Source organism: Pseudoalteromonas distincta (assembly GCF_000814675.1).
In the GTDB taxonomy this organism is placed as follows: Bacteria; Pseudomonadota; Gammaproteobacteria; order Enterobacterales; family Alteromonadaceae; genus Pseudoalteromonas; species Pseudoalteromonas distincta.
Genome location: NZ_JWIG01000029.1, coordinates 299,729 through 324,981, shown reverse-complemented (window position 1 = coordinate 324,981; position 25,253 = coordinate 299,729). Strand labels below are relative to the sequence as shown.

The window sequence follows — 25,253 nt, the reverse complement described above, 5'->3', positions numbered from 1 at the left end:
GGTTAATACTGCGAATAGGTTATTGTATCAGCTTGTCAGTTGCAATTATCAATAAGTAGATACCATACCAGATTATAACACTGCCCAATACAATTCGGGTCCAAGGGTGGTTAATAATACTATTTAGTTTTTGTGCGGTAACGCCTAACGTGATCATTGCGGGAAAAGTGCCCAAAGCAAAACAAAGCATCACTAAAGCACCGTCTAGGGCACTTGGGCTAGTCATCGCCCATGTAAGTGCTGAGTATACAAGTCCGCATGGAAGCCATCCCCACAAAGCACCGTAACCTAGAGCTTTAAAAGGGGAGTTAATAGGCATTAAGTATTTATTTAGCTTAACAATGTGTTGCCACACTAAGGTTTTACCAATTTTTTCTAACCATTGCAACGTAGGACCCAAGCGCATTATATACACGCCGACTAGGAGCATAAAAATAGCTGCAATGAATGAAAGTGCTAAAGAAAAAGATGTGTTTTGCCTAGCAAATTGGCTGCTAATACCAGCAACAAGTGCACCTGCTGCCATGTAGCTCAGTGCACGCCCGGTATTATAGGCAAATGAATAGGTAAATGTTTTGCGTTTATCACTTGCCAGTTGTAATGAGCTTGCAATCCCGCCACACATGGCAATGCAATGACCGCTACCTATTAGCCCCATTAAAAATGCGCTGGTGTAAAGAGGGTCAATCATTACTTTTGTTATGTTGCTCTTTGTCATCTTCAAACAAAATACTATGACCTTGCTTGTTTAAATCCGAAAACTGCTCACTTTTTACGGCCCAAAAGAAAACGCCTATAGCAATAATGACAAACAAAATGGCAATGGGGATCAAAATGTAAATTATGCTCATAACTTTAATAGCCTTAGTGAATTACTGATCACAATAATTGAGCTGGCAGACATGCCAATAACAGCCATCCACGGAGCGACTAAGCCCAGCGCTGCCAATGGTAATATGGACGCATTATACAATAAAGACAGCGCAAGGTTTTGCTTAATAATACGTCTGGTTTGTTTTGCCACATTGAGTAAATGATCAATTGAAGCTAAATCGCTATTAAGAAGCACTACATCGGCGCTATTTTTTGATATGTCAGCACCGGTTTCCATTGCAATGGATAAATGCGCGCTGGCAAATACAGGGCTGTCGTTTACGCCATCGCCGACCATTGCTACAACTTCGTTTTGTGACGCCCATTGTTCAACGGCTGTTTGTTTATCTTGTGGCGAACACCCAGATTGCACACTTTCAAGGTTGAGTTGTTTAGCTACTTTTTGCCCAGCATCTGATGCGTCACCAGTTAACATATGGCACGTTAAATTTTGCGATTGAAGTGAGTCTATAAGTTTATTAGCATCGTTTTTTACTTTATCAATAAAGTAAAAACGTGCAACAACCTGCTTATTTATATACAAGCTTGCTTGTGAATTTGATTTTTTGCTATCAAACCAACCACTTTTACCAATTGCATAATGATTGTTTGCATCTTGTGCGCTAATTCCCAGACCTGGATGCACTTCAACGTTATTAAGATTGTGGTGAGCAGGGGTCATTTCATCAAATGCGCTGGCGATAGGGTGCTCAGAATAACGCTCTAACATAGCTGCCATATCTAGCACTTGCGCTTTTGTGTATTGCTTATCGAGTATATCTACTTCATCAAGGCTAAATTTACCTTGGGTGAGTGTGCCTGTTTTATCAAAGGCAAATAACGTAATTTGTGAGAGTGTTTCGAGCACATGCGCTTGTTTTATTAATACGCCTTTACGGGTCAAGGTTGCAACCGCGCATGTAAGTGCGGTTGGTATGGCTAAACTCAGGGCACATGGGCAGGTAGCAACTAAAACCGAAATGGTGATCCAAAATGCGTGTTCAGGGTCAATTTGGTACCAGCCAATAGCTGTAAGTGAAGCAAATATAAGCAGGCACGCTATAAACCATTGCGCAACTTTATCTGTAATTTCAACCAGTTTAGGGCGTTTAGTTAATGCGTTGTGTTGCAAGCGGATAATTTGATTTAAAAGTGTATTTTGGCCAATTTTATTAATTTTTATTTCAATAACGCCGTCGTGGTTAACGCAACCGGCGTAGACATTGTGGCCGATAAATTTTGTAACGGGTTGGTGTTCGCCCGTCATCATTGATTCATCAACCGTAGTTTTACCCTTAATAAGCTCGCCGTCGGCAGGGATTGTTTCACCCGCTTTAATGAGTACTACGTCATTAAGTTTTAGTTTTTTGGCTGCAATTATAAGTTCTTCACCACTTTCGTTAATGGTGCGGGCTGTTAATGGCAATAATTTTTGTAAGTTGGCAGTAAATTCGCTCGCTTTTAAACGTGCTCTAAATTCAAGATACTTACCTAATAAAAGTAAAAAGGTAAACATGCATACAGATTCAAAATATACTTCGCCGACTTGCATAAATGTGGCGTAACAACTTGCGCCAAACGCACCAAAAATAGCCAGCGATACGGGTAAATCCATATTGAGCTGTTTTGCTTTTAAGCCATTTATGGCGTTGGTTAAAAAGGGCAGTGCGCTATATAAAATAACCGGAGAGGCAAGTACTAAGCTGATCCATCTAAAATACTGCTCAAAATTGCTGTCCATCCCTGAGAACATGCCAAAGTACATGGCAAACGCAAACATCATAACTTGCATGGTCATTAAGCCTGCAACACCTAAGCGGCGAATATAGGCTTTGGCAGTTTGTTGCTTTTGTTGAGCTTCAATATCTGATTGAAATGGGTAGGCTTTATAACCAATTTTGGCTAAGGAAGTAATAATTTCACTCAATGGGGTGTTGGTTTTATCCCATTGGATCATCGCGCGGTTGGTGGATGTATTTACATCAACCCGTTTTACAGTCTTTAAGTTTAAGAGTTGTTTTTCGATAAGCCATGCACACGCTGCGCAAGTTATACCTTCAACACTCAACAATACCTCTGAGATATTATCGTTAGTGGCTATAAATTCATCTTGAATGTCTTCGTTGTCATAACTTTTTATAAATGCGAGTTGCTCAGGTACCAGTTGCTCAACCTTGCCTGCGCGAACAGTTCGGTATTTATAATAATCAGTCATACCTTGATCAACAATATTTTGCGCAACTGCTTGGCAGCCAATGCAACACATTGGCTGGGCTATATCGTCAATTATAACGTTTGCGCTAAATCCGTTTGGCACACTTTCAAGGCAATGAAAGCAAGAGTGAGACATAGTAATGATTACTTATAGTTAGGAGTAACTAAAACGGTTTCAGCCGTCGGTAGAACAATGTTTTCTTTTAGTTTCCAGCTGCCATCAATTGGCTCAATAAATACAGAGTATGCACCTGGCGTATACTTATCAAGTAATGCAGTAAATTCTTGATTGGCATTAGGTGTAAGTGTGGCCTCAAAGTCATGCGCTTTAATAGTACGGTGGTAAAACGAAAGTTTTAAAACATGCACGTTGCTACTGTCACCTTTTGTAAACTTAAAGCTTACACGCTCGTTGGTTACATTTAATTCGCCATGTAAATAAAGTGCTTTTGCTTTTTCAAACTTAGTCAGTTCTAAGTTTATTGCTTTGCCTTTTTTGTAGTAGTCGTCAACAACCATATCTGGGCCGTTACCTATTGCCGTAATAAATAAGCTAATACAGCCAATAATGGCAACTAACGGAAAAAAGATTAAAAACCAAGGCCAAAAATTTTTATACCACGGAGTAGGTTGCATAGTGTCTCTAAAATTAGTTTAGGAAGCGTTATTTTATAGGAATTATACGTAAAAGACTAAAAAAAAGCCTCCGACTGGAGGCTTTTTTGATCTGGATTAATCTATTGAATTAAATAAATTAATTTATAAACATTTTATTAACCGCGTGCTTATTTATCTTGCGATAAACTGTAAACGTAGGCTGTTAATAAGTGAATCTTATCTTCACCTAAAATGTCTTTCCAAGCAGGCATTACACCAGCACGGCCGTGGTTAAGTGTTTCTTCAACAGCACGTTGAGAACCACCGTATAACCAAATGTTATCAGTCAGGTTAGGCGCGCCAAATGGTAGGTTATGTGCAACCGACCCTTTACCGTCAGCACCGTGACATGCAGCACACATAGCAAACTTAGCTTTACCTGCGGCAGCATCTTTTTGGTTAACAGTACGGCCAGAAAGACTCAGCACATGTGCAGTCATTTCTTTAACGCCTTGCTCACCAAGAGCATCGCCCCAAGCTGGCATTGCAGCTATACGACCATTAAGCAGTGTTTCTCTAATTTTGTCTGGTGTACCGCCATATAACCAATCTTTATCAGTTAGGTTAGGGAAGCCTGTTCCACCACGTGCATCAGAGCCGTGACATTGCGCACAGTTTTGTGAGAATAAACGCTGACCAATTTCGATGGCCAATTGACCATCTGTTTGTTCATGTTTGTCACCATTTTCAAGAGCAACTTGCTGCGCTGCGTCACCTTCAAACTTAGAATTAACTAAATCTAAAACCGGCACCTGTGCAAGTCGATTAAAAATAGGACCAAAGCGTTCTTCTGCAGCTTCATACTCTTTATCAAGTTTAACAAAACGACCTTCTGCTTTGGCCTCTGCAACTGCTTTTTTAGATTCAGCTAAAGACGTAATACCTTGGTTAGAGCTAGTCCATTTACCTAAACCTTCCCAGTTGCCTAAACCTGGGTAAGCTGCAAGGTAATATACTGACCAAATAAAAGTTGCGAAAAACATGTAAGTCCACCATTTTGGTAGTGGATTATTTAGCTCTTCAATGCCGTCAAATTCATGTCCACAGCTTTCACCTTCTTTTACGCCAGCATAGTTTTTTAAGTTCCAAACTAATAGGCCAAAGATGATGCATAAGCATGCAAGGGTTAATACAATAACCCAAATACTCCAAAAGCTAGTCATTTTTCAGACTCCTTTTCCTCGTTAGAGAGTGTGTTGTTATGTTTTTTTTCATCTTCGAAAATGGCATTAGCAGCGCTATCAAAACGATTTTTGCTACGCTTGCTGTATGCCCATACAACAATCACAATAAACAATACTAAAATTACCAGAGTCAAAATGCCTCTGTATGTTCCGTAATCCATAATAATTTACTTCAAGTGGGTACCAAGTTGCTGTAAATACGCGATTAGAGCTTGGATTTCTGTTGCGCCTTCGCCGTTATTCATAGCGTTAACTTTTTCAACATCAGCTTTAAGTTCTTCGTCGCTGCCATAACCTAGGCCCGGGTGTTTAGGGTTTTCTGGGTTAATAGCAAAAGTATCACGGAAAATTTGTAGTTTTTTCAGAGTCAGGCTTGTATCTACCTTATCCTCTGCTAACCAAGGAAAACCTGGCATATTCGACTCAGGAACCACAGCACGTGGGTCAACTAAGTGAGCATAATGCCAGTCGTCCGAGTAACGTTTACCAACGCGAGCAAGGTCAGGGCCAGTACGTTTAGAACCCCATTGGAAAGGGTGATCCCATACTGACTCGCCTGCTACAGAGTAGTGACCGTAACGCTCAACTTCATCACGAAAAGGGCGGATCATTTGTGAGTGACAGTTATAACAACCTTCACGTACATATATGTCACGGCCTTCCATTTCTAAAGCATTAAGAGGGCGTAGGCCTTCTACTGGTTTAGTTGTGTCGTCTTGGAACATTAGCGGAGTAATTTCAACTAATGCACCAAAGCTGATAGCAAAAACAGTCAGAATAGCCATAAGGCCAACGTTCTTTTCTACTATTTCATGTTTGTTTTGTGAATTTTTATTGCTCATCATCTCACTCCGTTATGCTAATTGTGCTTGCGCGTCTAACTTCAGAGATTCTTTCTCAGCTGAAATTGTACGGAAAACGTTATAAGCCATAACTAACATGCCTGTTACGATGAATACACCGCCTACAAAACGCATAATGTAGAAAGGATGCGACGCTTCTAAAGACTGCACAAAGCTGTACATTAATGTACCGTCGGCATTTACCGCACGCCACATTAGACCTTGCATTACACCAGAGATCCACATTGCAACAATGTATAAAACAACACCTACAGTGTGTAACCAGAAGTGGGTGTTAACCAATTTAACGCTATACATACGACCTTGCGCAAATAACGCAGGAATTAAGTGGTAAATAGCACCAATTGAAATCATAGCAACCCAACCTAGTGCACCTGAGTGTACGTGGCCGATTGTCCAATCTGTGTAGTGAGATAACGCATTTACAGATTTAATTGCCATCATAGGGCCTTCGAACGTAGACATACCGTAGAAAGACAATGAAACAACTAAGAAGCGTAGTACTGGATCAGTACGCAGTTTATGCCATGCGCCTGATAGGGTCATAATACCGTTAATCATACCACCCCAAGACGGTACGAATAGGATAATAGACATAACCATACCTAAACTTTGCGTCCAATCAGGAAGCGCAGTGTAGTGAAGGTGGTGAGGACCTGCCCAGATGTATAATGAAATTAATGCCCAAAAGTGAACTACCGATAAACGGTATGAGTAAACTGGGCGACCTGCTTGTTTTGGTACAAAGTAATACATCATACCCAAGAAACCAGCAGTTAATAGGAAACCTACAGCGTTATGACCGTACCACCACTGAACCATAGCATCAACCGCACCTGCGTAAATTGAGTATGATTTAGTTAACGACACAGGCACTGCCATGCTGTTTACAATGTGTAGTACTGCAACAGTAATAATAAAGCCAGCATAGAACCAGTTAGCAACATAAATGTGCGACACTTTACGCTTGATTAAAGTACCAAAGAATACAATAGCGTAAACAATCCAAACCACAGCGATTAAAATATCGATTGGCCATTCAAGTTCTGCGTATTCTTTTGAGCTAGTAATACCAAGTGGTAATGTAATTACTGCTAATACAATAACTAGCTGCCAGCCCCAAAATGAAAAGGCGGCGAGTTTGTCTGAGAAAAGACGCGTTTGACAAGTACGTTGTACGACGTAATAAGACGTCGCAAACAGTGCACTAGTACCAAATGCGAAAATTACTGCGTTCGTGTGTAACGGACGTAGTCGAGAGTAAGTTAACCATGGTGTATCAAAGTTAAGTGCTGGCCAAGCTAATTGGGCAGCAATCAGAACCCCAATACTCATGCCAACGATGCCCCAAATCACTGTCATAATAGCGAATTGGCGTACAACCTTATAGTTATACTCAGTTTGTGATGCTACTGTTTGGCTCATTTTCTGGCTTCCGCTGCAATAAATGCGTTTAGAAATGAATTACCCACTATTAAAAGTGGGGCCTACTATTTTTCTCAAGCGTGTTACCTAAAAATTTCAATACATGAAAACTTCAGAAAAAAAACTTGAGAAACCCTTATTTTTTGCGGGTGAAATGATAAATTTTTTGGCCTAAAAAAGATAGGTCAATTACATAAAATTATGACATCAATCAAACTTTGTGAGCTTGTTGTTTATTTTTTGATACAGTTTGTGCCTAATTTGGCCTAATAGTAACACTCGCACTTGTTATTTACAGTCACGATTATTAGTATTTGCTTTTCTTTAGTGCGAAATTGTTATGCTTATATATAGGTTAAGTTTATTCACTGTGGTGTTTTTTTTATTAACAGCGTGTGATTTTTCTAAAAATACAGATGAAAAATTTCTTAAAAATGCCCAGTGCGAAGCCAATTTGCCTTGTACTTTTTCAAATGATGTTAAAGTATGGTTAAGCGAGAAAACCCTTTCCCCCGAAACCCCATTTACTATCTTTAGTGACTTACCTGCAAACGTTACAATTGAAGATGCCAAGCTTAAAGGCATCACTATGTACATGGGTTACATTCCCCAAAAATTTAAAAAACATAATGATCTTTGGCAAAGTAATACTATGGTTGGTATTTGTTCAGAGCAAAATATGCTTTGGAATTTAGAACTAACCGTTAAAGATAATGCCACCTCTGTAATACAAACACTCAATTACTCTTTTTACGTAACGTATTAAAGTTGCGACTACAAACTCTTGTATACAGCTTACATTTTTGATGTGAGTTCGTTTTCTTATACATACGATTATTTGAGTGACAAGATCAATAAAATTGCCTTTTTAGGTTTTAATACTGACAAAACTTCAATAGTGAATAAGTGCTCTCAAAAAGTTCAACTTTAATTACGACTGAATAAAAAAATCTAATCAAAAAACCTTCCAAAGAGGCTAAATAAGACTATTTAAGCATCAAGTATGCATAAATATGGTTATTAATTAACATTTAGTTTTGCGGTTTTAATAATGTGCTGTGATTAAGTTGTTAATTTGTCTGTTTTTGGTACGTAGCTCAGTTAATTACATTTGATTACAAAGTGAATCACTTTGGTTTCAGGTGTGTTTCTAATGTTTCATTATCTTTTCAAGGTGTTGTTTTTGAAGTGTATTTATTAATTAACACTGAAACATAATGTAACCTATGTACCTACTATGGTTATTCCATTTTATTTCTTGATATAAATTGAGCTGCCGTTAAGTTTTCGTTCAGTTAAAAGCGCCTAAGTTGCCCACCTGACTCACTATTCTAATAAAAAGTGAGCATTACCAATAAAGGTAAATTTCCAACAAGTAGGGTTCTTTCATGAAAAAATCAACTCTTGGTTTAGCTGTAATCGCAGCATTTCCAATGTTCTCAAGTGTGCAAGTTCTTGCTGCTGAAGACTCAGCACAAGCAATCGAAAAAATTCAAGTAACGGGTTCTCGCATTAAGCGTTCTGATATGGAAAACGCTAGTCCAGTTACTTTAATTAGTTCTGATGATATTAAAGCAATGGGTGCTACTAGCATCGATAGTGTATTACAAAAAATGACTGCCACTGGCGGTGCAATGACTAACCCAGGTATCAACAATGGTTCAGGTGGTAATGCGTCGATTGATTTACGTGGTTTAGGTTCACCGCGTACTTTAGTGCTTGTAAATGGCCGTCGTATGATCGCATCGGGCACTGGTGCTGCATCAACTGTTGATTTAAATACGATTCCAGTATCAATGATCAAATCTGTTGAAGTACTAAAAGACGGCGCATCTGCCGTGTATGGTACTGATGCGGTTGCAGGCGTTGTGAACATCATTTTAAAAGATGATTTCGAAGGCCTAGACATGAATGTAAATGCTGCAATCACAGGTGAAGGCGATGCGTCTGAAAATTCTATCGACTTTACTGTTGGTACGTCTTTCGATAAAGGTAACATCGTAATCGGTATGCAATATACCGACCGTGGTAAGGCAAAACAGTCTGACCGTGACTTCTCAAGCTGTCCAATTGCTGAAGATGCGAATGGCTTAAACTGCAATGGTGGTTCGGTTTATTCTGAAGGTGGTCATATTTGGCAAGACAGCGTAATTGGTGACGTGAACTCAGCCGGTGAATCTGTAGATGCTGATGGTAACCCAATCACTTCAGGTCTTGCTATTGGTGATAATGGTTTGAGTGGTCAAGGTGGTCTTCACCCGTTTACTGATGCAGATCGTTATAACTTTGCCCCAGCTAGCTACCTTTACACGCCAATGGAGCGTCTAAACCTTACCGGTATCGCTTCATACGAATTAAATGATGATACTAGTCTTTTCGCTGAGTTTACTTATACTAAACGTTGGTCAGAGCAGCAAATGGCTGCACAACCAGTATGGTTTGGTTTTAACTACACAGAAGATATGGGTGACTCTCTATTAGGTCAATCGTATAACAGTAAAGTTGATAGTGATGGTGATGGTATCGCAGATCTTGATGCGAATGGCGACTATATTACTGAAACTGCAAACTATGCTTATGGTGATGATATTTTCTATGGTCGTCGTATGTCGGACACAGGCGCTCGTTACTTTGAACAGACAGTTGACACTGTACGTGCTGTAATTGGTGCTGAGGGCTTTGTAGGTGATTATTCTTGGGATGTATCTGCTAACTTTGGTCGTAACGACTCAGTAGATAAGCTAAGCAACTTGCACAACATGGGTGCAATTCAAGATCAAATTACTGCGGGTACATTCAACCCACTTGATCAAGCAGCATGGACGACAGAAGACTTCCGTAAAAATGTTTACACTGAAGTAAATAACGGGGGAAGCCAATTATTTATCTTAGCTGCGTCTGTATCTGGCGAAATGTTTGAACTTCCTGCGGGCTATGCAGCCTTTGCAGCCGGTGTTGAACGTCGTCAAGAAAAAGCATGGTACACGCCTGATTCATTGACAGCTCAAGGTTTAGCGAACGATCCTCCAGTTGAGCCAACAGCTGGCGGCTTTGATGTTAGCGAAGCATACGTAGAATTTGCAATTCCATTACTTGCTGATGCGCCATTTGCACAAAATGTAGAGTTAAGTGCTGCACTACGTGCTTTTGATTACAGCACTTTCGGTTCTGATGAAACTTGGAAACTAGGTTTAACGTGGAAAGCAAATGATGAGCTAATGTTCCGTAGTGTTGTTTCAACTGCATTCCGTGCACCAACAGTTTCTGAACTTTATTCTGGTAACTCACCTTCATTTGAAAATGTTGATTATCCAGGTGCTCAAAGCCAAGCAGAAGTAACTGTAGGTGGTAATGACCAGTTAACACCAGAAGAAGCTGATACATTAACTGCTGGTATCGTATATGAGCCAGAGTGGTTTGAAGGCTTCTCAATGACATTAGATTACTATGACATTGAAATTGAAAATGCCATTGTGACAGTTGATAGTCAATACATTGTTGAGCAGTGTGTAAATAATGAACCTAACGCTGGTACAGCTTTATGCCAATCAGCTAATGCATCAATTGATGGTACTGGCCGTATAATTTTCAACAACCAGCTGCAAAACATTGGTTCAGAGAAAACATCTGGTTATGATTTAAATCTAGCTTACAGCTTTGAGGCTGCGGGCTTAAACTGGAAAGCAGGTCTTGATACTACATACTTAGATGAGTATGTAACACAAGTAACAGGCGAACCAACTGATTATACCGGTGTTATTACATCTGGCTCAGGTGGCTATGCTGAAGTTAAGTCAAACTTAACACTTAATGTAGCTGGCGATAACTGGGATGCTCAGTACCAAGCTCGTTATATCTCAGGCATGGATAGCTTTGCATGTATTGGGAAAGAAGATACATGCTATGCACCTACTACGCCTTCAATTGTATATCATGATATTAGTGGCACATACCTTTTAAATGAGACTATTACTCTATCAGCAGGTGTTAATAACTTGTTTGACAAGCAACCTCCTTATTACACAGGTAACAACGACTCAAATACAGACCCGTATACATACGATGTACTTGGCCGTCGTTTCTTCGCAAGTTTAAACGTTAAGCTTTAATAAACATTTACTATTAAAAGGCTCAGTATTTACTGAGCCTTTTTTATTGAACAAAATAAAGGAGACAAGTACACTAAAACGATATATTAGAAGGAGAACTGATTGTTAAAACAAGATGAAAACTTATCTTTTGTCATTGAACCAGAACTAACTCCTCGTTCTGAACAGCGCATAGATCTGTATTTTTCTATCCCTAATGAAATGGGGATTAATCCGCAAACACTTACCGAAGAATCTTACTTTAATAACCACTTTAAATCACACTTAGCGTATAACGCTAACAATATACACTTGCCTTTAGTGCGAAGCCGTTTTGTTAGTAAAAACAAAGGTGAGCAACAAGATTACCGGCAAAATCTCAATTTATTTTGTTACCAAGTACGTTTAGCCCTTGATGCCGACATTAAAGACGCGTTAAAAATTGATGAAGCCGAAGACTTTTATAAACGTGCTAACGAGGTATATGAGCAAAGCGAAGGGCTTTTAAAAAAGTTGCGTCGCTACACACCAGATGACGAAAAACTACTTCCATTTTTTACCAATGCTGATAACTATTTAAGTTGGCATGTTGAGCAATCTTTTTTAAAGCTTTTAGATGAAGGCCCACGTAGTAGCGATTATGCAAAAGAGCGTAACGATTTACTGCAGTTTTGTAAAAGCGAAAATACGTATCGAGCAGAGAAAAGCTACAACTCTGAAACCACTATGCAAGACGCAAATCGAATAACAAATAAAATGCGCTTGTTACAACGCTTAATTGAGCACGGCGTAATATTACAGCGTCAAACGCGGTTTCTTAACAGCTACCTTAAACGATTAGTTAAAGGCACTGTAACAGCTGTTATCATGGCATTTGTGATGGTTGTGATACTTAATGCCCGCTCAACGTTTACGGAAGTCACCGCGACGCTTATTTTAATTTTAGGAGTTATTTACGGGCTGCGTGAAATATTTAAAGAAGATATTACACGTATGATTTGGCGAGCCATTGTACAAGGGCGACCTAAGTGGCGATTTAGTTTTAAAAATAGTATTACCAAAGACAAAGTAGCGAGTCAGCTAATTTGGCTTGAATACATGCGCTTTAATAAAATACCTAAAGAAGTGAAATCTATTTTTTCAAAACGTCGTCAACAAAATAAACAAGCTGCGCAGTGGTTACATTTTGCAAGTGAGACACGTGTTAGTGCGAAAGAATTTTTGCCCGGCTACGATACACTACAGCACACGCTACAATTTAATCTTGCACCATTTGCACGTTATTTAAAACGTGGTGAAGGGAAGCTATATCATTTAGACAGTAATAAAATTTCTAAGCAGGCTGTAGAAAGGCGTTATCAATTAAACATGGTACTTGTTCTAACTGAGGAAGATAAAATACTTTATCAACGCTATAAAATAACGTTAAATCGCAGTAAAATCGTCAATATTGAGCTTATCTACTCAAAAAAATGAGTTTAATTAATTTTAAAAGGGGCTGATACAAGCAGCCCTAATATTTGGTCACTTTATTTATTAGCTAAGCCATGTTTGCTATATAAAGTTACTTTGTCTGATACTAGTGTGATCTCGATATTTTTTGCTTCATCGCCCCATATACAGTTAGTATGTAGTGTTTTTTCAACACAGTTATCAGCACTGCCTAAAATAGTTTCAACTTCAGTCTTATCCATGCCTACTTTAATTTTTTCATAATTTTCAAGACTTACCTTAGAACAAGCCGCAAGGCTTAATGTAGCTGCGATGATAAGGAGTTTTTTCATTGTTATATCCTACTTAATATTAATGTTTGAATTTTCTGATCTGGACAATCATGCCCATTCGTGGATGGTCAAAGTAATGTACTTCACCACTAATTACACGTCTAAACTGAGAAAAACGGGCTGACTCTATATCGCCGTTTTCTAGCTTTTGGCTAATATCAAAATCAGCTGTTATGTATAAATAATGTCGTAAATGTATTTTAAATAAACCGTCTAGTTCCCATTCTGCTTTTGATTGATCTGGGTCGTTAAATAGCGCCGGTTGTGAATTCAATAAACTTACAAAATCAGGGTTTGAATAGCTAGGTGTTACATTGGGTTCATTTTTAAGATGCTTACCCGCTATTAAATGCATGCTTGGGGCGCGTGACTTGCTTGCACCTTCAAAGCGCCAGCCAGTATGTAGAATAGGTGTTAAGCCTTTGCGGTCTAGATGCCTATACTGCGCTTTAAATTGCAGCTGTTGCGGCGCTAATAAATAAGTTTGCTGCATATCATCTTTAGCGGGTGCTAAAGGCGTTACAGGTAGCTCATCGTAGCTTTGTAGGTAGTCGATACTGTTGTCACATACACCCGATTGCGGGTTTGAATTAACTAATGAATCAGTAAAAGTGCGTTTTTGAAAACGCTCATCGCCATCTATGCAGGCCTGCATTGCTTGTTCAGTGTAAAGAGTGGTCAGTAAGTCTAGCGTATTTTTATCTTCAATAGCTTTGTGCTTAAGGCTAAAGTCTTCTTGTAAATACGGGGCAGGGCGCTGTTTAAATACAAGCACCTCAACCTCAAACCAGCGTTCTGCAAATGCAGTGCTGCTAAATAAGCAGCATAAAACAATAAGCGATTTTTTTAGCAACATTAATGGCTAACCTTTTTTTCGAAATCTGCAATCATTGCAGTGACCATTTTTAAGCGTTCGCGGGCATTTGCCTCACTAATTGCAAAGCGCAGTTTATTTGCGCCATCCATTTTGTACACCTTAGGCGCACTTTGTATCAAGCCAATGATGAAGCTAGGGTTAACCTTGGTATCTTGGCTAAACTCAAAGTAACCACCTTTTGGATTTGCCTCAATTTTAGTTATACCTAAATTACTAGCCTTCATTTTTAATAATTGTAGGCTAAATAGGTTTTTAGCAGCATCAGGTAATAAACCAAAGCGGTCTATTAGTTCTACTTGAAGTTCATCCATATCATCAAGGTTAGCACAACTTGCAATGCGCTTATACATACCCAAGCGTGCATTAACATCGTGTATGTAGTCATCAGGTAATAATGCAGCCAGTTTTAAATCTACTTCGGTTTGTTTTTGAAGTAGGTTTTCAAGCGTTGGCTCTTTACCTTCGCGCAGCGCATTTACTGCTTGTTCGAGCATTTCCATATACAAACTAAAGCCGATGGTTTGCATTTGGCCTGATTGATCATCGCCAAGTAGCTCACCCGCACCACGAATTTCTAAGTCGTGTGTAGCGAGGGCAAAACCTGCACCTAAATCCTCTAATGATTCAATTGCTTGTAAGCGTTTACTCGCATCTTTAGAAAGCGCTTTAGGATCACCTGTTAGTAAGTAGGCATACGCTTGATGGTGGCTTCGCCCAACTCGTCCACGTAATTGGTGTAACTGGGCAAGGCCGAGTTTATCTGCTCTGTCCATGATAATGGTATTAGCCGTAGGCACATCAATACCGGTTTCGATAATCGTGGTACATACCAGCACGTTGTATTTTTGATGATAAAAGTCAGTCATTATTTGCTCAAGCTCTTGCTCGCGCATTTGGCCATGAGCTGTGGTCACACTTGCTTCAGGTACCCATTCACTAATTTCTTGTGCAACACGCTCAATAGTTTCTACGTTGTTATGTAAAAAGTAAACTTGGCCACCGCGTTTAATTTCTCGCAGTACCGCTTCGCGTATTAGTTCTACTTCGCGTTGGCGTACAAAAGTTTTAACCGCTAAGCGTTTAGCAGGCGGCGTTGCGATAATTGATAAATCGCGCATGCCGCTCATGGCCATGTTGAGTGTACGCGGTATTGGCGTTGCAGTCAGTGTGAGTATGTCTACATCAGCGCGCAGTGCTTTAATTTTCTCTTTTTGGCGAACACCAAAGCGATGCTCTTCATCAACAATTAATAAGCCTAAATCGTTAAATTTAATGTCTTGTTGAATAAGTTTATGCGTGCCAATAACTATATCGAGCTTACCATTGGCCATTTTTTCAAGTGTGTCTTTTTGCTCTTTAGTGGAGTTAAAGCGCGAAAGCACACCTACTTCAATAGGAAAATCAGCAAAACGGTCTTTAAAGTTTTCATAGTGTTGTTGAGCCAGCAGGGTAGTTGGTACTAAAATGGCTACCTGTTTATCATCGTTAACTGCTACAAAAGCAGCGCGCATGGCCACTTCTGTTTTACCAAAGCCTACGTCACCACACACTAAGCGATCCATCGCTTGTTTTGATTGCATATCACCTAATACGGCTTCTATGGCGTTGCGCTGATCGTCAGTTTCTTCAAACGGAAAGCTATCGCTAAATTGTCGATATGCAGGGGCATCTAGGGTAAATTTATTACCAGGTTTTGCTTGGCGCTGAGCATAAATGTCGAGTAATTCAGCGGCGACATCGCGAACTTTTTCAGCCGCACGTTTTTTTGCTTTTTCCCACGCATCTGAGCCAAGCTTATGCAGCGGGGCGCTGGCTTCTTCACCGCCAGAGTAGCGACTAAGCATATGCAATGCAGACACTGGCACGTACAATTTAGCTTCACTTGCGTAAGTAATTGTTACAAATTCAGTAACTACACCTGCAGCATCAATTGTTTGCAACCCCTGATAACGGCCAACACCGTGATCAAGATGCACAACAGGTTGACCTTCTTTAAGCTCGGCTAAATTACGAATTAGCGCATCTTGGCTGGCTTCGTACTTGTGCTTGCGGCGTCTGCGCTGAGATACTTTTATGCCAAGCAGTTCTTGCTCGGTAATAATAGAAAGGCTTGGTTTAGTGCCAAGTACTACACTTTGCTCGAGCGGACTTACTATTAAGCCTACGTCACTTGCACTTTTTATAAATTGTTCGAGTGTTTCAAATTCTTTAAATTTTAAACCGCTTGGCTTTAAAATGCTCAGCAATGATTCGCGACGACCGTCCGATTCAACACTGAGTAATATGCGGCCTTTTTTCTTTTTTTGCTCTGCTACATAATTTATAAACGCGCCATAAGGTTCATGCTGTTTATGATCAATACGAATGGCCGGCAGCTCGCTAACGCTTAAGTTTTTATTACCTGCTTTAGTGCCAAGCTTTGCAAGGGATAATCTAATACGTGCAAAATTGCCTAAATTAGAAAACAGCTCTTCAATTGGCTGATAAAGCGCATTAGGTTCAAGTAATGGACGAAGTGGGTCAACTCTGCGGTTTTCATAGCGTACATTTACATCGTGCCAAAAGTTATCTGCCGCGTGCTCTAAATCACCCAGCTGCATAACGGTTGTTGTATCTGGCAGGTAGTCAAAAATAGTCGCGAGCTTTTCAAAAAATAATGGCATGTAGTATTCAATACCTGCAGGCCAGTTACCTTTGCTTACTTGCATGTAAACTGAATCTTGTTGCGAGCTTGCGCCAAATTTTTCACGGTAGCTTATTCTAAAGCGTTCAATATCAGCGTCGTTAGTAGGAAATTCATGCGCTGGAAGTAGCTCAATTTTATCTACTTTTTCATCAGAGCGCTGTGTTTCTACATCAAATAAGCGAATGGTATCGAGTTCGTCATCAAAAAAGTCGAGTCTAAATGGGTGTGGGCTACCCATTGGGTATAAGTCAACGATAGAGCCGCGTATAGCGTATTCGCCGTGCTCCATTACTTGTTGAACATTTAAATAACCAGCTTGCTCTAAGTTGTCACGAAAGTTATGTGTGTCTAGCTTGTCGCCTACTTTAAAGTTTATTGTTGAACCGTAAATAAATGAGGCCGGGGCTGTGCGCAACATTAAAGTAGATACAGGCACAATTAACACACTTTGTTGTTCTTTTTTTAAGGTGTTTAAAGTGGCCAAACGGTCTGAAATAATATCTTGATGGGGAGAAAAATGATCGTATGGCAGAGTTTCCCAATCAGGAAATACCATGACTGGGTTATCGGGTAATAAATATTCTAATTCTGTTTCAAGGCGCAGTGCACTTGGTGTATCCGGCGTAACAATTAAGACTAAGTTATCTTGTTGTTTAACGCCTTCAGCAATAGCAATACTTAAACCACTTCCGCTTAGCTGGCCCCATTGAATTTTATCTTTATGAGATTTTACCCAAGGCAAGGCTGCCCATTGCTCAAACGCCATTTATTACTCCATTTATAGTTGGCTCTTAGCAAGTAAGAGCCATCTTGAGTTAAGATTACTTAGTCTCGGTATATTTTTGTTAGGTCTTTATAGTGATCAATTCTACGGTCACGTAAGAAAGGCCAAATACGTCTTACGTTTTCTGAGCGTTTTTGATCAATTTCTACTACTAAAATTTGCTCATCAGTATTATTAGCCTCTGCTAATAGTTCACCTTGTGGGCCTGCAATAAACGAATTGCCCCAAAACGAAATACCATCGCTTTGCGCACTAGGGTCACTTTCATGGCCAACGCGGTTACAGCTAATTACCGGCACGCCATTGGCAACAGCATGGGCACGCTGGCTAATAACCCACGCATCTTTTTGACGAGTTTGCTCAGCAATGTCGTCGTTAGGATCCCAACCGATAGCGGTTGGGTAAATTAATACCTCAGCGCCAGCCATTGCCATTAAACGTGCAGCTTCAGGAAACCATTGATCCCAACATACTAGCACGCCTAATTTACCTACTGAGGTTTGTATAGGCTCAAAACCGATATCACCTGGGGTAAAGTAAAATTTTTCGTAAAAACCTGGATCATCAGGAATATGCATTTTGCGGTATTTACCTGCAATACTGCCGTCTTGCTCTAATACAACCGCAGTATTGTGATAAAGGCCCGTAGCGCGTTTTTCAAATAAAGACGCGACAATAACAATGCTTAGCTCTTTAGCAAGCTCACCTAAGGCATTACTGCTAGGGCCTGGAATGGTTTCGGCTAAATCAAATACGTCAACATTTTCGGTTTGGCAAAAATAGAGGCTTCGGTGTAGCTCTTGGAGTACAACCAGTTTTGCACCTTTTTGAGCGGCTTCACGAATGGCACTTATTGATTTTGCCATATTGTCCTGAGCGTTATCGGTATTGCTTTGTTGCACTAACGCAACGGTTAATTTTGCAGGGCTTGTCATTGTGCTGCTCCAGCTAAAAATCCACGAGGTAATTGCATTGTAATACAGTGCAGGCTGCCAAATTGTTCAATAATTGGTTGGCAATTTACGCCAATAATAGTGTGTTGTGGGTATGCTTTTTGAACTTGCGCAAGAGCACGCTCATCATTGGCATCATTATACGTTGGCACAAGCACAGCATTATTAATAATTAAGTAGTTAGCGTAGGTAGCCGGTAAGCGTGTTTGCTCATCGTCATAAGCGGCTTTTGGCCACGGTAACTCAATTAAGTTATATGGGGTGTTATCGGCAGTTTTAAAGGTTTTTAGTTGTTTTTCCATCGCATCAAGTGCGCTAAAGTGCTCATCAGTTTTATCGTCACACTGCACATATACAAGGGTATTATTTGGTGCAAAACGCACTAAGGTATCAATGTGGCTGTCGGTGTCATCGCCCGCTAAATAGCCATGTTCAACCCATAAAAAACTCGTCGCGCCTAAGTGCTCTTTCAAAAGTGCTTCAATATCATTTGGGTTTAAATCAGGGTTACGGTTTTTATTAAGCAAACATTCGCTGGTTGTTAGCAACACACCGTGCTCGTTTATTTCAATACCGCCACCTTCAAGTACCATATCGAGCGCTTGATATTGGTTGTTTGTGCTACTTAGCTCTTTTACCAAAGTACGATTAATTTGATTGTCTAATGCGCTTTCAAACTTATTGCCCCAACCATTAAAAGTAAAATCATATACTTTTAGTTGCTCTGGTGAATCAATTGCGGCGCAAGTAAGCGGACCATGATCGCGCGCCCATGTATCGTTAGTAGGCGTTACTACAAAATGAACACGATTAAGAGAGACGTTAGCACTATTTAGTAATGCTGTAATATGCACTTTTAAGGCACTGTTATGCGCCACAATAACAAGCTGTTGCTGCGTTGTTATATGTTTAGCAAGTTCTATATATACAGGTTCTACACGCGCTAAGTTGTCGGCCCAATCGGTGTCTTTGTGAGGCCATGTAAGCATAACAGCGTCTTGCTCGGCCCATTCTGGTAAAAGTCTAAAGTTCATGAATTTTATATACTAATTAAGATGGCGCTAGTTTAGCATTTTACATAAAGATGTCAGCTAATTATCACTGTTTAGGTCGCCTTGGTTTTGATCAAGTTCTTGACGTTTTTTAAGTTGGCGGGTTTGAGCATGTAAACTCGCTCTAACAATAAGTTCTTGGTCTGTGGTTCTAATTGCGGTAAAGAGCATAGTGTATTGGTAGTGTTCGCTATCTTGTTTTTCTACTGCCACAACTTCGGTGTAACAATAAACCGCAGAGGCCTCGTGGTGCAAAAACAGTTTGGTTCTAAATGCTTGGCCAATTGAGTGTACTTCGGGTGATGTAAAACGAATACCGCCACCGCCGTAGCTATCACATTGTATTGCGTTATCTTGGGCTTGTTCTGAGGCCAAAATATGGCTCATTATTAAATCTATTTTACGTGACTGCGCTTGTAAAAAAGTAGCTAGCTCTTGTGCTATATCGCCTAAGTTACGCAGTGGGCGTAACGAGCTTTGCTCAAGCTCACTTACTTCATTTGCTAATCTAAATAGTGGGGGAATGTCGTCTTCAAGCTCAAGCTGCGATTTAGGAACTTGTCCGTTTGATACGGGGAATAAATTTACTCTTATACTTTCATTAATTTGAAAGTACTGCTCAAACTCACCTAATCTTTCACTATTCATTATGTTCTCCACCACGTATTTATTTAATAGTAGCGTTGTGAGTACTAAATTGCTAGCAGATAAAATAACGCATAGCGGGCTAAATGCTTTGTTTACATTCAATTTTTAACATACTGATTATGAAAATAAATACACTAAGACATATTAGGAGTAGTTACAAAAAAGCGGCCAATGTCATCCTAACATTGGCCGCTTGGGTATTGATTCATCAGCGTGTACTTATTTAAGTAGAGCGGCTAATTCATGTAAATCTTTCACAACATGATCTGGTTTTTTAGCTAATGGGTAAAGTGCTTTACCTGGGCGTGCTATAAAAGTGGTTTGTAAGCCAGCTTCTTTTGCACCAGCAACATCCCAGCCATGGGCTGCAACCATCATTGCTTCATTTGGTGCTACGTTTAGCTTTTTAAGTACCCACTCATACGCACGTAAGTCTGGTTTGTAAATTTTAATATCTTCAATGCTGTAACGCGCATCAAAGTAAGACATTAAACCAGCGCTTTCAAACTGTGCCTTTACACCTTTGTTTGAAGAATTTGTAAGGCTTACTAACTTATAGCCCTGTGCTTTGAGTTTTGCCAGTCCTTCTTTAACATCGCTGTGTGGAGGAAGCGTTAAAAGAGGCGTAACAATAGCTGTTTTAGCTTGTTCACTTGTAATATCAATGTTGTTGTTTTGAGCAACCATAAGAAGTGACGCCACACCGATTTGCCCAAAGTCGTGATAACTACCGCTTACAGTATCTACTAATGAATGGTGCAGCATAGTTGAAAACCACAGTGGTAATAAATCTTCACGTCCGCCTAGCGCTTTACCAATAGAGGTACGCATTGACGTTAAATCAAGTAGGGTTTCGTTTACATCAAAAATAAGCACTTTAGGTTTTGCTTGTTCTTTTGGTCCATCAGCGACTGCATAACCAGATACAAGGCTTGTGCCCACAAGTAGTGAAAGAGTAAGTGTTTTTAACGATTTTAAAATAGACATTAATTATTCTCCGATTCAAGTGCTGTCATAACATCAATAGGTTCTGCGCGTAGGGTGTAATCTTCGCTTAAAAATGCGTATGTAATTACACCTTCTTGGTTTATCACATAGGTGGCCGGTAGCGGTAATTTAAAGCTTTTATCGCCGTAGTAGTGTTCAAAATCAATACCAAATTGTGTGTATAACGCTTGAATACGCTCATCAAGTGTAAACAATAAACCAAATTGCTCAGCTACTTTATTGCTCACATCGCAAAGCACGTCAAATTCAAGGTCGTTTTTTTGTGCAGTTGAGAGAGTTTCATCAGGTAGTTGTGGTGATATTGCGACTAACTGAGCACTTTGAGTTTTAAATTGTGGTAAGTAGTCGTTAAGTGCTTTTAGCTCTAAATTACAATATGGGCACCAGCCACCACGGTAAAAACTAATGATTACCGGGCCTTTTTTTAATAAATCTGCAAGCTCAATGTTTTCGCCGTTATGGTTGGCTAAGCTAAAGTTTTCTACTTTTTGACCAATTTGCAATGCATTGTCTTTAATATGCTGTGCAATTAGCTCTTCGTTTGTAGTGTTCATTAGTGCCAAAACGTCAGCCGGCAATTTGGCATCTTTTTGTACGTTATAGGCATCTATTTGCGCTTTTAAACTCATGATTGAACCTCAATAATTAGACTATTTGCAATTATAGTGTTTTATATATTTAAATAAACATTGCAATACTGAAAGCTTCATTCGAAAATATTAAACATTGAAAAGTGCACAATGGCATCTTTATGTATAATTTAAGCGACCTAGAAACATTTATAGCTGTAGTTGAAAATAAGGGCGTACTTGCTGCTGCCCGCGAGCAGCGTTTATCGCCTGCAACGGTGAGCCATCGCTTGAGTAAACTAGAGCGTGAGCTTGCTACAGTACTTGTTTTTAGAGATAGCAGGCGAGTACGGTTATCTCCCGCAGGTGAAATATTTTATACGCGTGTGGGGGCTATAATAGAAGCTCTTCACGATGCTGAGCATAGTATTGGCGCGCGTAGCTCATCGGTGAGTGGTTTACTACGCGTGACCATGCCGCCTTGGGTTTTTTCAAAATACGTAATGCCTAAACTCAATGAGTTTGAGCAAGCTTACCCTGAACTAAAGCTTGATTTTTTAATAACGGATCATTTTGTAAATGTGGTTGATGACGCGCAAGATGTTGCAATTAGGGTGGGAAAATTAAATGACTCAGGATTACTTTCTCGTAAAATCGTAAACAATAGTCGCATACTGTGTGCAGCCCCTAGCTATATAGAAAAGTACGGTATGCCTGAAAATTTAACGCAATTGAGTGAACATTATTGGGTTTGCCTGCCGTGGCAACGCCAGTTAAAGCTTTTTGACGAACACAAAAAAATACATACCTTTAATGCTAAAACTCGTTTTACTATTTCAAACTCCGATAATATGACACAAGCTGCTATTGCAGGTCATGGTATCGCTATTAAGTCAAAAATAGCGATTAATGAAGATCTTAAAAACGGTATTTTGGTTGAAGTTATGCCAGGGGTAATGGCACAAGATGATGCACCGGTTTGGTTTTTACGTCCGCAAAATAGTTTAACAACCCGCAAAACCGATGTATTTTATGATTTTATGAAATCATTATTTTTGAGCTGCGAATAAGCGTTTAAATGAGCGTTTTACTCCAGTTAAAAACAAATAACCAGTAAGCTCTGCAAGCAAGGCAACAATTATGGCTGCAACAATGGCGGCTATAATAGAGTCTTTTTTCAAAATGATTTGACCTTCAAAGCGTTGCCATACTTGTTGCTTTATATCGCTCATGCCACTGATCATAGTAAATATATACGGAGATTTCTCAAACCTATTTACGGCTATCTGTAAATCTTGCTGTCGCTCGTAAAGAGTACTGATATTACTTGCCCCTTTGTTCACAATTTCATCATCAATATTTTGATAGTGTTTTATTAGCTTATTTAAATCATTATTGAAATACTTAGCTGCATCGCTTTTAAAAGGCGCAACGGCATTATTAGCTTCAATTAACTGGGCTGATAGTGCTTGGCCAAAGTCACTTACAAATGCAGGTATTTGCACTCCAAGTAGTAAACCGAATGCAAAGAAACTAAGTCGTATATAATCTAAAAATTTACTCATTTATCTTCCTATGCATTTAAATAACCCAGAATTAACATTTGAGCTTGTTTTTATGTCAAAAACTCGTAATCTAATGGGGCGTGTTGACCTTTGTGGATTGAAATTTGTTCAATCTAGGTACGATTTAATCGCGGCGCGAGGTTTGTAACCTAGCGGGCTAAGTCAAAACCGAGCAACAAAGAGTTAATCGTCCCTAGAAAGAACCCAACGGGCAGCGCATGTTTGGCATTTATGCTGCGTTATCACCTATTTATGGGGAATAACCACACTACATAGGCTCTGCCTTGCCTAAATCCCAAACGTACTGCTGCAAATTCAACCACGAAAGGCCAACACGCCCTAATAATAAAAATAACAACAGGTGGATGTTAAGGATGACGAAAAAAGTAAAGTTCACGTCAACATTTGTTGATATTTCTAAACAGCTCAAACGTTTTGTATCGCGCATTGTTCAACCCGACGATGTAGAAGATATTGTGCAAGAAACTTTTGTAAAAAGCTATGAAGCTGATTTAAAACAAGACATCCAGTTTACCCGCAGTTATATGCTAAAAACAGCAAAACATCTAGCACTCAACCATATAGCTAAGTGGGACAACAAATTTAATGATTCGTTAGAAAATGATAACGAATTACCCGTATTACTCAAATCAATGAAGCTCGAAGACGAATACACATCTAAAGAGCGTTTTTTACTTTTTTGTAGAGCTACTGAGCAACTAAGCTCATCGATTCGTAAATGCTTTATATTAAAAAAAGTTTACGGTATGAGCCAAAAAGAGATAGCAGACCAAATGCAGTTAAGCCAAAGCACTGTTGAAAAACACATTGCCAAAGGATTGTTACAAACCATGTTGTACATGCGTGAACATGAGCAAAGCCCTCAAACGAACCCTAAAGCTCAGGCACATCCTATATCAGTTAAGAGGGTCGCAGAATGAGTAATGTTCATCAATTTAATTCAAAAGATTTAATCTTAGAAAAGTCATGTGATTGGATAAGCGCGATTGATCGTGGTTTAACTGATGATGAAAAAGAGCAATTTAAATTATGGATGATGCAAAGCACCGCACATCAAGACTCTATATACGAGCTTGCTCAGCTTTGGGATGAGCTTTCAGTATTAAACGAATTAAGTCATTTATTTCCTCAGCGTAACAATACTAAAGCATCAAAAAATAAGTGGATGTTTTCTTACTCAATTGCAGCGAGTTTGTTTGCAGCGTTAATGGTATGCAGCTACTTATTAATTAACTTAGAAAATGGCTACAACCAAGAGCTTGCTAAAGTTAATTACACTAAAATTTACAAAACAAAAGTAGGCGAGCAAGCAACGTATGTGTTGCCAGACGGCACCATAGTGCAGCTTAATACTAATAGCTTACTAGAAGTTGCTTATAGCAAAGGTCGCAGGCAGTTATTACTTAGTCGTGGGGAAGGGCGCTTTAATGTAGCAAAAGATGCCACGCGTCCATTTAGTGTTATGGCAGGTGATAAAAGTTTTACCGCGTTAGGCACGGTATTTAATGTACAACGCAATACTTCATCAGATTTAGAACTGGTGGTTACTGAAGGCAAAGTGATGATCACTGATCCAAGTGTAGCGGTTGATGCTAATGACTTTAAAGATTATCAACTTGCAGATAATAGCACGAAAAAAATTCGTCAAATTAATGCCAATATTGTTACCTCAGGCGAAAAAGCAGTTATTGAGCAAAGTGTTACAAAGCCAATTACGCAGCTTTCAATGAACGACGTACAGCGCGATTTGGCATGGCAAAATGGGATGCTTATTTTTAATGGAGAAGAGCTAAGCGATGCTTTAAATGAAGTAAGCCGCTATACAGCAACACGTTTTGAGCTTTCATCAGCTGAGCTTGCCAGTATTAAAGTGGCTGGAGTATTTAAAGCCGGTGACGTTGAAGGTTTACTAGAAAGTTTACAAACTAACTTTTCGATTGATCATGAGCGTTTAGGTGAGCATGTAGTAACGCTAAAACACCATACAGAATCATAAGTAGAC

23 protein-coding genes are annotated in these 25,253 nt (G+C 39.6%); 6 read left to right on the top strand and 17 right to left on the bottom strand.

The features are described from left to right. Positions 1–19: 19 nt before the first annotated feature. From QT16_RS18950 to ccoN, 8 genes are all read right to left on the bottom strand, one after another. On the bottom strand, positions 20–691 hold the full coding sequence (locus QT16_RS18950) for a sulfite exporter TauE/SafE family protein (RefSeq protein ID WP_039490095.1): 672 nt from the start codon (positions 689–691) through the stop codon (positions 20–22). Then, positions 684–851 (bottom strand): cbb3-type cytochrome oxidase assembly protein CcoS, encoded by a 168-nt coding sequence (gene ccoS, locus QT16_RS18945; RefSeq protein WP_002963071.1) that lies wholly within the window; start codon positions 849–851, stop codon positions 684–686. Before ccoS ends, QT16_RS18950 begins: the two co-directional genes overlap by 8 nt. After that, a complete protein-coding gene (locus QT16_RS18940; RefSeq protein ID WP_039490093.1) occupies positions 848–3,223 on the bottom strand; it encodes a heavy metal translocating P-type ATPase in 2,376 nt (791 codons plus the stop codon). The genes ccoS and QT16_RS18940 overlap by 4 nt, the downstream gene beginning before the upstream one ends. An 8-nt stretch (positions 3,224–3,231) precedes the next feature. Continuing rightward, positions 3,232–3,723 (bottom strand): FixH family protein, encoded by a 492-nt coding sequence (locus QT16_RS18935; protein WP_002963075.1) that lies wholly within the window; start codon positions 3,721–3,723, stop codon positions 3,232–3,234. Between the two features lie 149 nt (positions 3,724–3,872). Then, positions 3,873–4,907 carry a cytochrome-c oxidase, cbb3-type subunit III gene (gene ccoP / locus QT16_RS18930; protein ID WP_039490091.1) on the bottom strand — a complete coding sequence of 345 codons (1,035 nt, stop codon included), beginning with the start codon at positions 4,905–4,907 and terminating at the stop codon, positions 3,873–3,875. Continuing rightward, positions 4,904–5,089 carry a CcoQ/FixQ family Cbb3-type cytochrome c oxidase assembly chaperone gene (locus QT16_RS18925; protein WP_024597380.1) on the bottom strand — a complete coding sequence of 62 codons (186 nt, stop codon included), beginning with the start codon at positions 5,087–5,089 and terminating at the stop codon, positions 4,904–4,906. The genes ccoP and QT16_RS18925 overlap by 4 nt, the downstream gene beginning before the upstream one ends. Positions 5,090–5,095: 6 nt before the next feature. After that, on the bottom strand, positions 5,096–5,770 hold the full coding sequence (gene ccoO / locus QT16_RS18920) for a cytochrome-c oxidase, cbb3-type subunit II (protein WP_024597379.1): 675 nt from the start codon (positions 5,768–5,770) through the stop codon (positions 5,096–5,098). 12 nt (positions 5,771–5,782) lie between these two features. Then, on the bottom strand, positions 5,783–7,216 hold the full coding sequence (ccoN, locus tag QT16_RS18915; RefSeq protein WP_002961515.1) for a cytochrome-c oxidase, cbb3-type subunit I: 1,434 nt from the start codon (positions 7,214–7,216) through the stop codon (positions 5,783–5,785). A gap of 340 nt (positions 7,217–7,556) precedes the next feature. Here ccoN and QT16_RS18910 point away from each other — a divergent pair, with 340 nt between their 5' ends. The 3 genes from QT16_RS18910 to QT16_RS18900 all read left to right on the top strand — a co-directional run bounded on the left by QT16_RS18910 (position 7,557) and on the right by QT16_RS18900 (position 12,780). After that, positions 7,557–7,982: a hypothetical protein gene (locus QT16_RS18910; protein ID WP_039490088.1), complete on the top strand. Its 426-nt coding sequence runs from the start codon at positions 7,557–7,559 to the stop codon at positions 7,980–7,982. A 622-nt stretch (positions 7,983–8,604) separates the two neighbouring features. Next, positions 8,605–11,325 (top strand): TonB-dependent receptor, encoded by a 2,721-nt coding sequence (locus QT16_RS18905; protein ID WP_039490085.1) that lies wholly within the window; start codon positions 8,605–8,607, stop codon positions 11,323–11,325. 102 nt (positions 11,326–11,427) lie between these two features. Next, positions 11,428–12,780, top strand: coding sequence for a hypothetical protein (locus tag QT16_RS18900; protein WP_039490083.1), 1,353 nt, complete (start codon positions 11,428–11,430; stop codon positions 12,778–12,780). A gap of 53 nt (positions 12,781–12,833) precedes the next feature. On the opposite strand, the gene QT16_RS18895 is transcribed toward QT16_RS18900, so the two are convergent. The 8 genes from QT16_RS18895 to QT16_RS18860 all read right to left on the bottom strand — a co-directional run bounded on the left by QT16_RS18895 (position 12,834) and on the right by QT16_RS18860 (position 21,725). Next, positions 12,834–13,088, bottom strand: coding sequence for a hypothetical protein (locus QT16_RS18895; RefSeq protein WP_002961511.1), 255 nt, complete (start codon positions 13,086–13,088; stop codon positions 12,834–12,836). A gap of 19 nt (positions 13,089–13,107) precedes the next feature. Beyond that, positions 13,108–13,944, bottom strand: coding sequence for a peptidoglycan binding protein CsiV (locus tag QT16_RS18890; RefSeq protein ID WP_039490081.1), 837 nt, complete (start codon positions 13,942–13,944; stop codon positions 13,108–13,110). After that, entirely contained in the window at positions 13,944–17,417 is a 3,474-nt protein-coding gene (gene mfd, locus QT16_RS18885) for a transcription-repair coupling factor (protein ID WP_039490079.1), read from the bottom strand. Before mfd ends, QT16_RS18890 begins: the two co-directional genes overlap by 1 nt. 59 nt (positions 17,418–17,476) lie before the next feature. Beyond that, positions 17,477–18,370, bottom strand: coding sequence for a carbon-nitrogen hydrolase (locus QT16_RS18880; protein ID WP_039490077.1), 894 nt, complete (start codon positions 18,368–18,370; stop codon positions 17,477–17,479). Further along, entirely contained in the window at positions 18,367–19,422 is a 1,056-nt protein-coding gene (locus QT16_RS18875) for an agmatine deiminase family protein (RefSeq protein ID WP_002961505.1), read from the bottom strand. Before QT16_RS18875 ends, QT16_RS18880 begins: the two co-directional genes overlap by 4 nt. Positions 19,423–19,479: 57 nt before the next feature. Beyond that, on the bottom strand, positions 19,480–20,088 hold the full coding sequence (locus QT16_RS18870; RefSeq protein ID WP_002961502.1) for a PilZ domain-containing protein: 609 nt from the start codon (positions 20,086–20,088) through the stop codon (positions 19,480–19,482). 219 nt (positions 20,089–20,307) lie between these two features. Next, positions 20,308–21,075 carry a haloacid dehalogenase type II gene (locus tag QT16_RS18865; RefSeq protein ID WP_039490075.1) on the bottom strand — a complete coding sequence of 256 codons (768 nt, stop codon included), beginning with the start codon at positions 21,073–21,075 and terminating at the stop codon, positions 20,308–20,310. Further along, entirely contained in the window at positions 21,075–21,725 is a 651-nt protein-coding gene (locus QT16_RS18860) for a peroxiredoxin-like family protein (RefSeq protein ID WP_039490073.1), read from the bottom strand. Before QT16_RS18860 ends, QT16_RS18865 begins: the two co-directional genes overlap by 1 nt. Before the next feature lie 122 nt (positions 21,726–21,847). Between QT16_RS18860 and QT16_RS18855 the strand changes: the two genes are divergently transcribed. Continuing rightward, positions 21,848–22,735 carry a LysR family transcriptional regulator gene (locus QT16_RS18855; RefSeq protein WP_002961497.1) on the top strand — a complete coding sequence of 296 codons (888 nt, stop codon included), beginning with the start codon at positions 21,848–21,850 and terminating at the stop codon, positions 22,733–22,735. Here the strand turns inward: QT16_RS18855 and QT16_RS18850 are convergent. Next, complete coding sequence (locus tag QT16_RS18850) at positions 22,715–23,230, bottom strand: DUF2937 family protein (protein WP_039490070.1); 516 nt, start codon at positions 23,228–23,230, stop codon at positions 22,715–22,717. The genes QT16_RS18855 and QT16_RS18850 overlap by 21 nt on opposite strands. 374 nt (positions 23,231–23,604) lie before the next feature. On the opposite strand from QT16_RS18850, the gene QT16_RS18845 reads away from it, so the two are divergent. Both QT16_RS18845 and QT16_RS18840 read left to right on the top strand, forming a co-directional pair. After that, positions 23,605–24,171: an RNA polymerase sigma factor gene (locus QT16_RS18845; protein ID WP_002961494.1), complete on the top strand. Its 567-nt coding sequence runs from the start codon at positions 23,605–23,607 to the stop codon at positions 24,169–24,171. After that, on the top strand, positions 24,168–25,247 hold the full coding sequence (locus tag QT16_RS18840; protein ID WP_039490067.1) for a FecR family protein: 1,080 nt from the start codon (positions 24,168–24,170) through the stop codon (positions 25,245–25,247). Before QT16_RS18845 ends, QT16_RS18840 begins: the two co-directional genes overlap by 4 nt. The last annotated feature ends 6 nt before the right edge of the window (positions 25,248–25,253 follow it).

What these genes read in the sequence shown, in the direction of transcription:
- QT16_RS18950 (WP_039490095.1), bottom strand. Translation starts at nt 691, where the DNA reads ATGATTGACCCTCTTTACACCAGCGCATTTTTAATGGGGCTAATAGGT.
- ccoS (WP_002963071.1), bottom strand. Translation starts at nt 851, where the DNA reads ATGAGCATAATTTACATTTTGATCCCCATTGCCATTTTGTTTGTCATT.
- QT16_RS18940 (WP_039490093.1), bottom strand. Translation starts at nt 3,223, where the DNA reads ATGTCTCACTCTTGCTTTCATTGCCTTGAAAGTGTGCCAAACGGATTT.
- QT16_RS18935 (WP_002963075.1), bottom strand. Translation starts at nt 3,723, where the DNA reads ATGCAACCTACTCCGTGGTATAAAAATTTTTGGCCTTGGTTTTTAATC.
- ccoP (WP_039490091.1), bottom strand. Translation starts at nt 4,907, where the DNA reads ATGACTAGCTTTTGGAGTATTTGGGTTATTGTATTAACCCTTGCATGC.
- QT16_RS18925 (WP_024597380.1), bottom strand. Translation starts at nt 5,089, where the DNA reads ATGGATTACGGAACATACAGAGGCATTTTGACTCTGGTAATTTTAGTA.
- ccoO (WP_024597379.1), bottom strand. Translation starts at nt 5,770, where the DNA reads ATGAGCAATAAAAATTCACAAAACAAACATGAAATAGTAGAAAAGAAC.
- ccoN (WP_002961515.1), bottom strand. Translation starts at nt 7,216, where the DNA reads ATGAGCCAAACAGTAGCATCACAAACTGAGTATAACTATAAGGTTGTA.
- QT16_RS18910 (WP_039490088.1), top strand. Translation starts at nt 7,557, where the DNA reads ATGCTTATATATAGGTTAAGTTTATTCACTGTGGTGTTTTTTTTATTA.
- QT16_RS18905 (WP_039490085.1), top strand. Translation starts at nt 8,605, where the DNA reads ATGAAAAAATCAACTCTTGGTTTAGCTGTAATCGCAGCATTTCCAATG.
- QT16_RS18895 (WP_002961511.1), bottom strand. Translation starts at nt 13,088, where the DNA reads ATGAAAAAACTCCTTATCATCGCAGCTACATTAAGCCTTGCGGCTTGT.
- QT16_RS18890 (WP_039490081.1), bottom strand. Translation starts at nt 13,944, where the DNA reads ATGTTGCTAAAAAAATCGCTTATTGTTTTATGCTGCTTATTTAGCAGC.
- mfd (WP_039490079.1), bottom strand. Translation starts at nt 17,417, where the DNA reads ATGGCGTTTGAGCAATGGGCAGCCTTGCCTTGGGTAAAATCTCATAAA.
- QT16_RS18880 (WP_039490077.1), bottom strand. Translation starts at nt 18,370, where the DNA reads ATGACAAGCCCTGCAAAATTAACCGTTGCGTTAGTGCAACAAAGCAAT.
- QT16_RS18875 (WP_002961505.1), bottom strand. Translation starts at nt 19,422, where the DNA reads ATGAACTTTAGACTTTTACCAGAATGGGCCGAGCAAGACGCTGTTATG.
- QT16_RS18870 (WP_002961502.1), bottom strand. Translation starts at nt 20,088, where the DNA reads ATGAATAGTGAAAGATTAGGTGAGTTTGAGCAGTACTTTCAAATTAAT.
- QT16_RS18865 (WP_039490075.1), bottom strand. Translation starts at nt 21,075, where the DNA reads ATGTCTATTTTAAAATCGTTAAAAACACTTACTCTTTCACTACTTGTG.
- QT16_RS18860 (WP_039490073.1), bottom strand. Translation starts at nt 21,725, where the DNA reads ATGAGTTTAAAAGCGCAAATAGATGCCTATAACGTACAAAAAGATGCC.
- QT16_RS18855 (WP_002961497.1), top strand. Translation starts at nt 21,848, where the DNA reads ATGTATAATTTAAGCGACCTAGAAACATTTATAGCTGTAGTTGAAAAT.
- QT16_RS18850 (WP_039490070.1), bottom strand. Translation starts at nt 23,230, where the DNA reads ATGAGTAAATTTTTAGATTATATACGACTTAGTTTCTTTGCATTCGGT.
- QT16_RS18845 (WP_002961494.1), top strand. Translation starts at nt 23,605, where the DNA reads ATGACGAAAAAAGTAAAGTTCACGTCAACATTTGTTGATATTTCTAAA.
- QT16_RS18840 (WP_039490067.1), top strand. Translation starts at nt 24,168, where the DNA reads ATGAGTAATGTTCATCAATTTAATTCAAAAGATTTAATCTTAGAAAAG.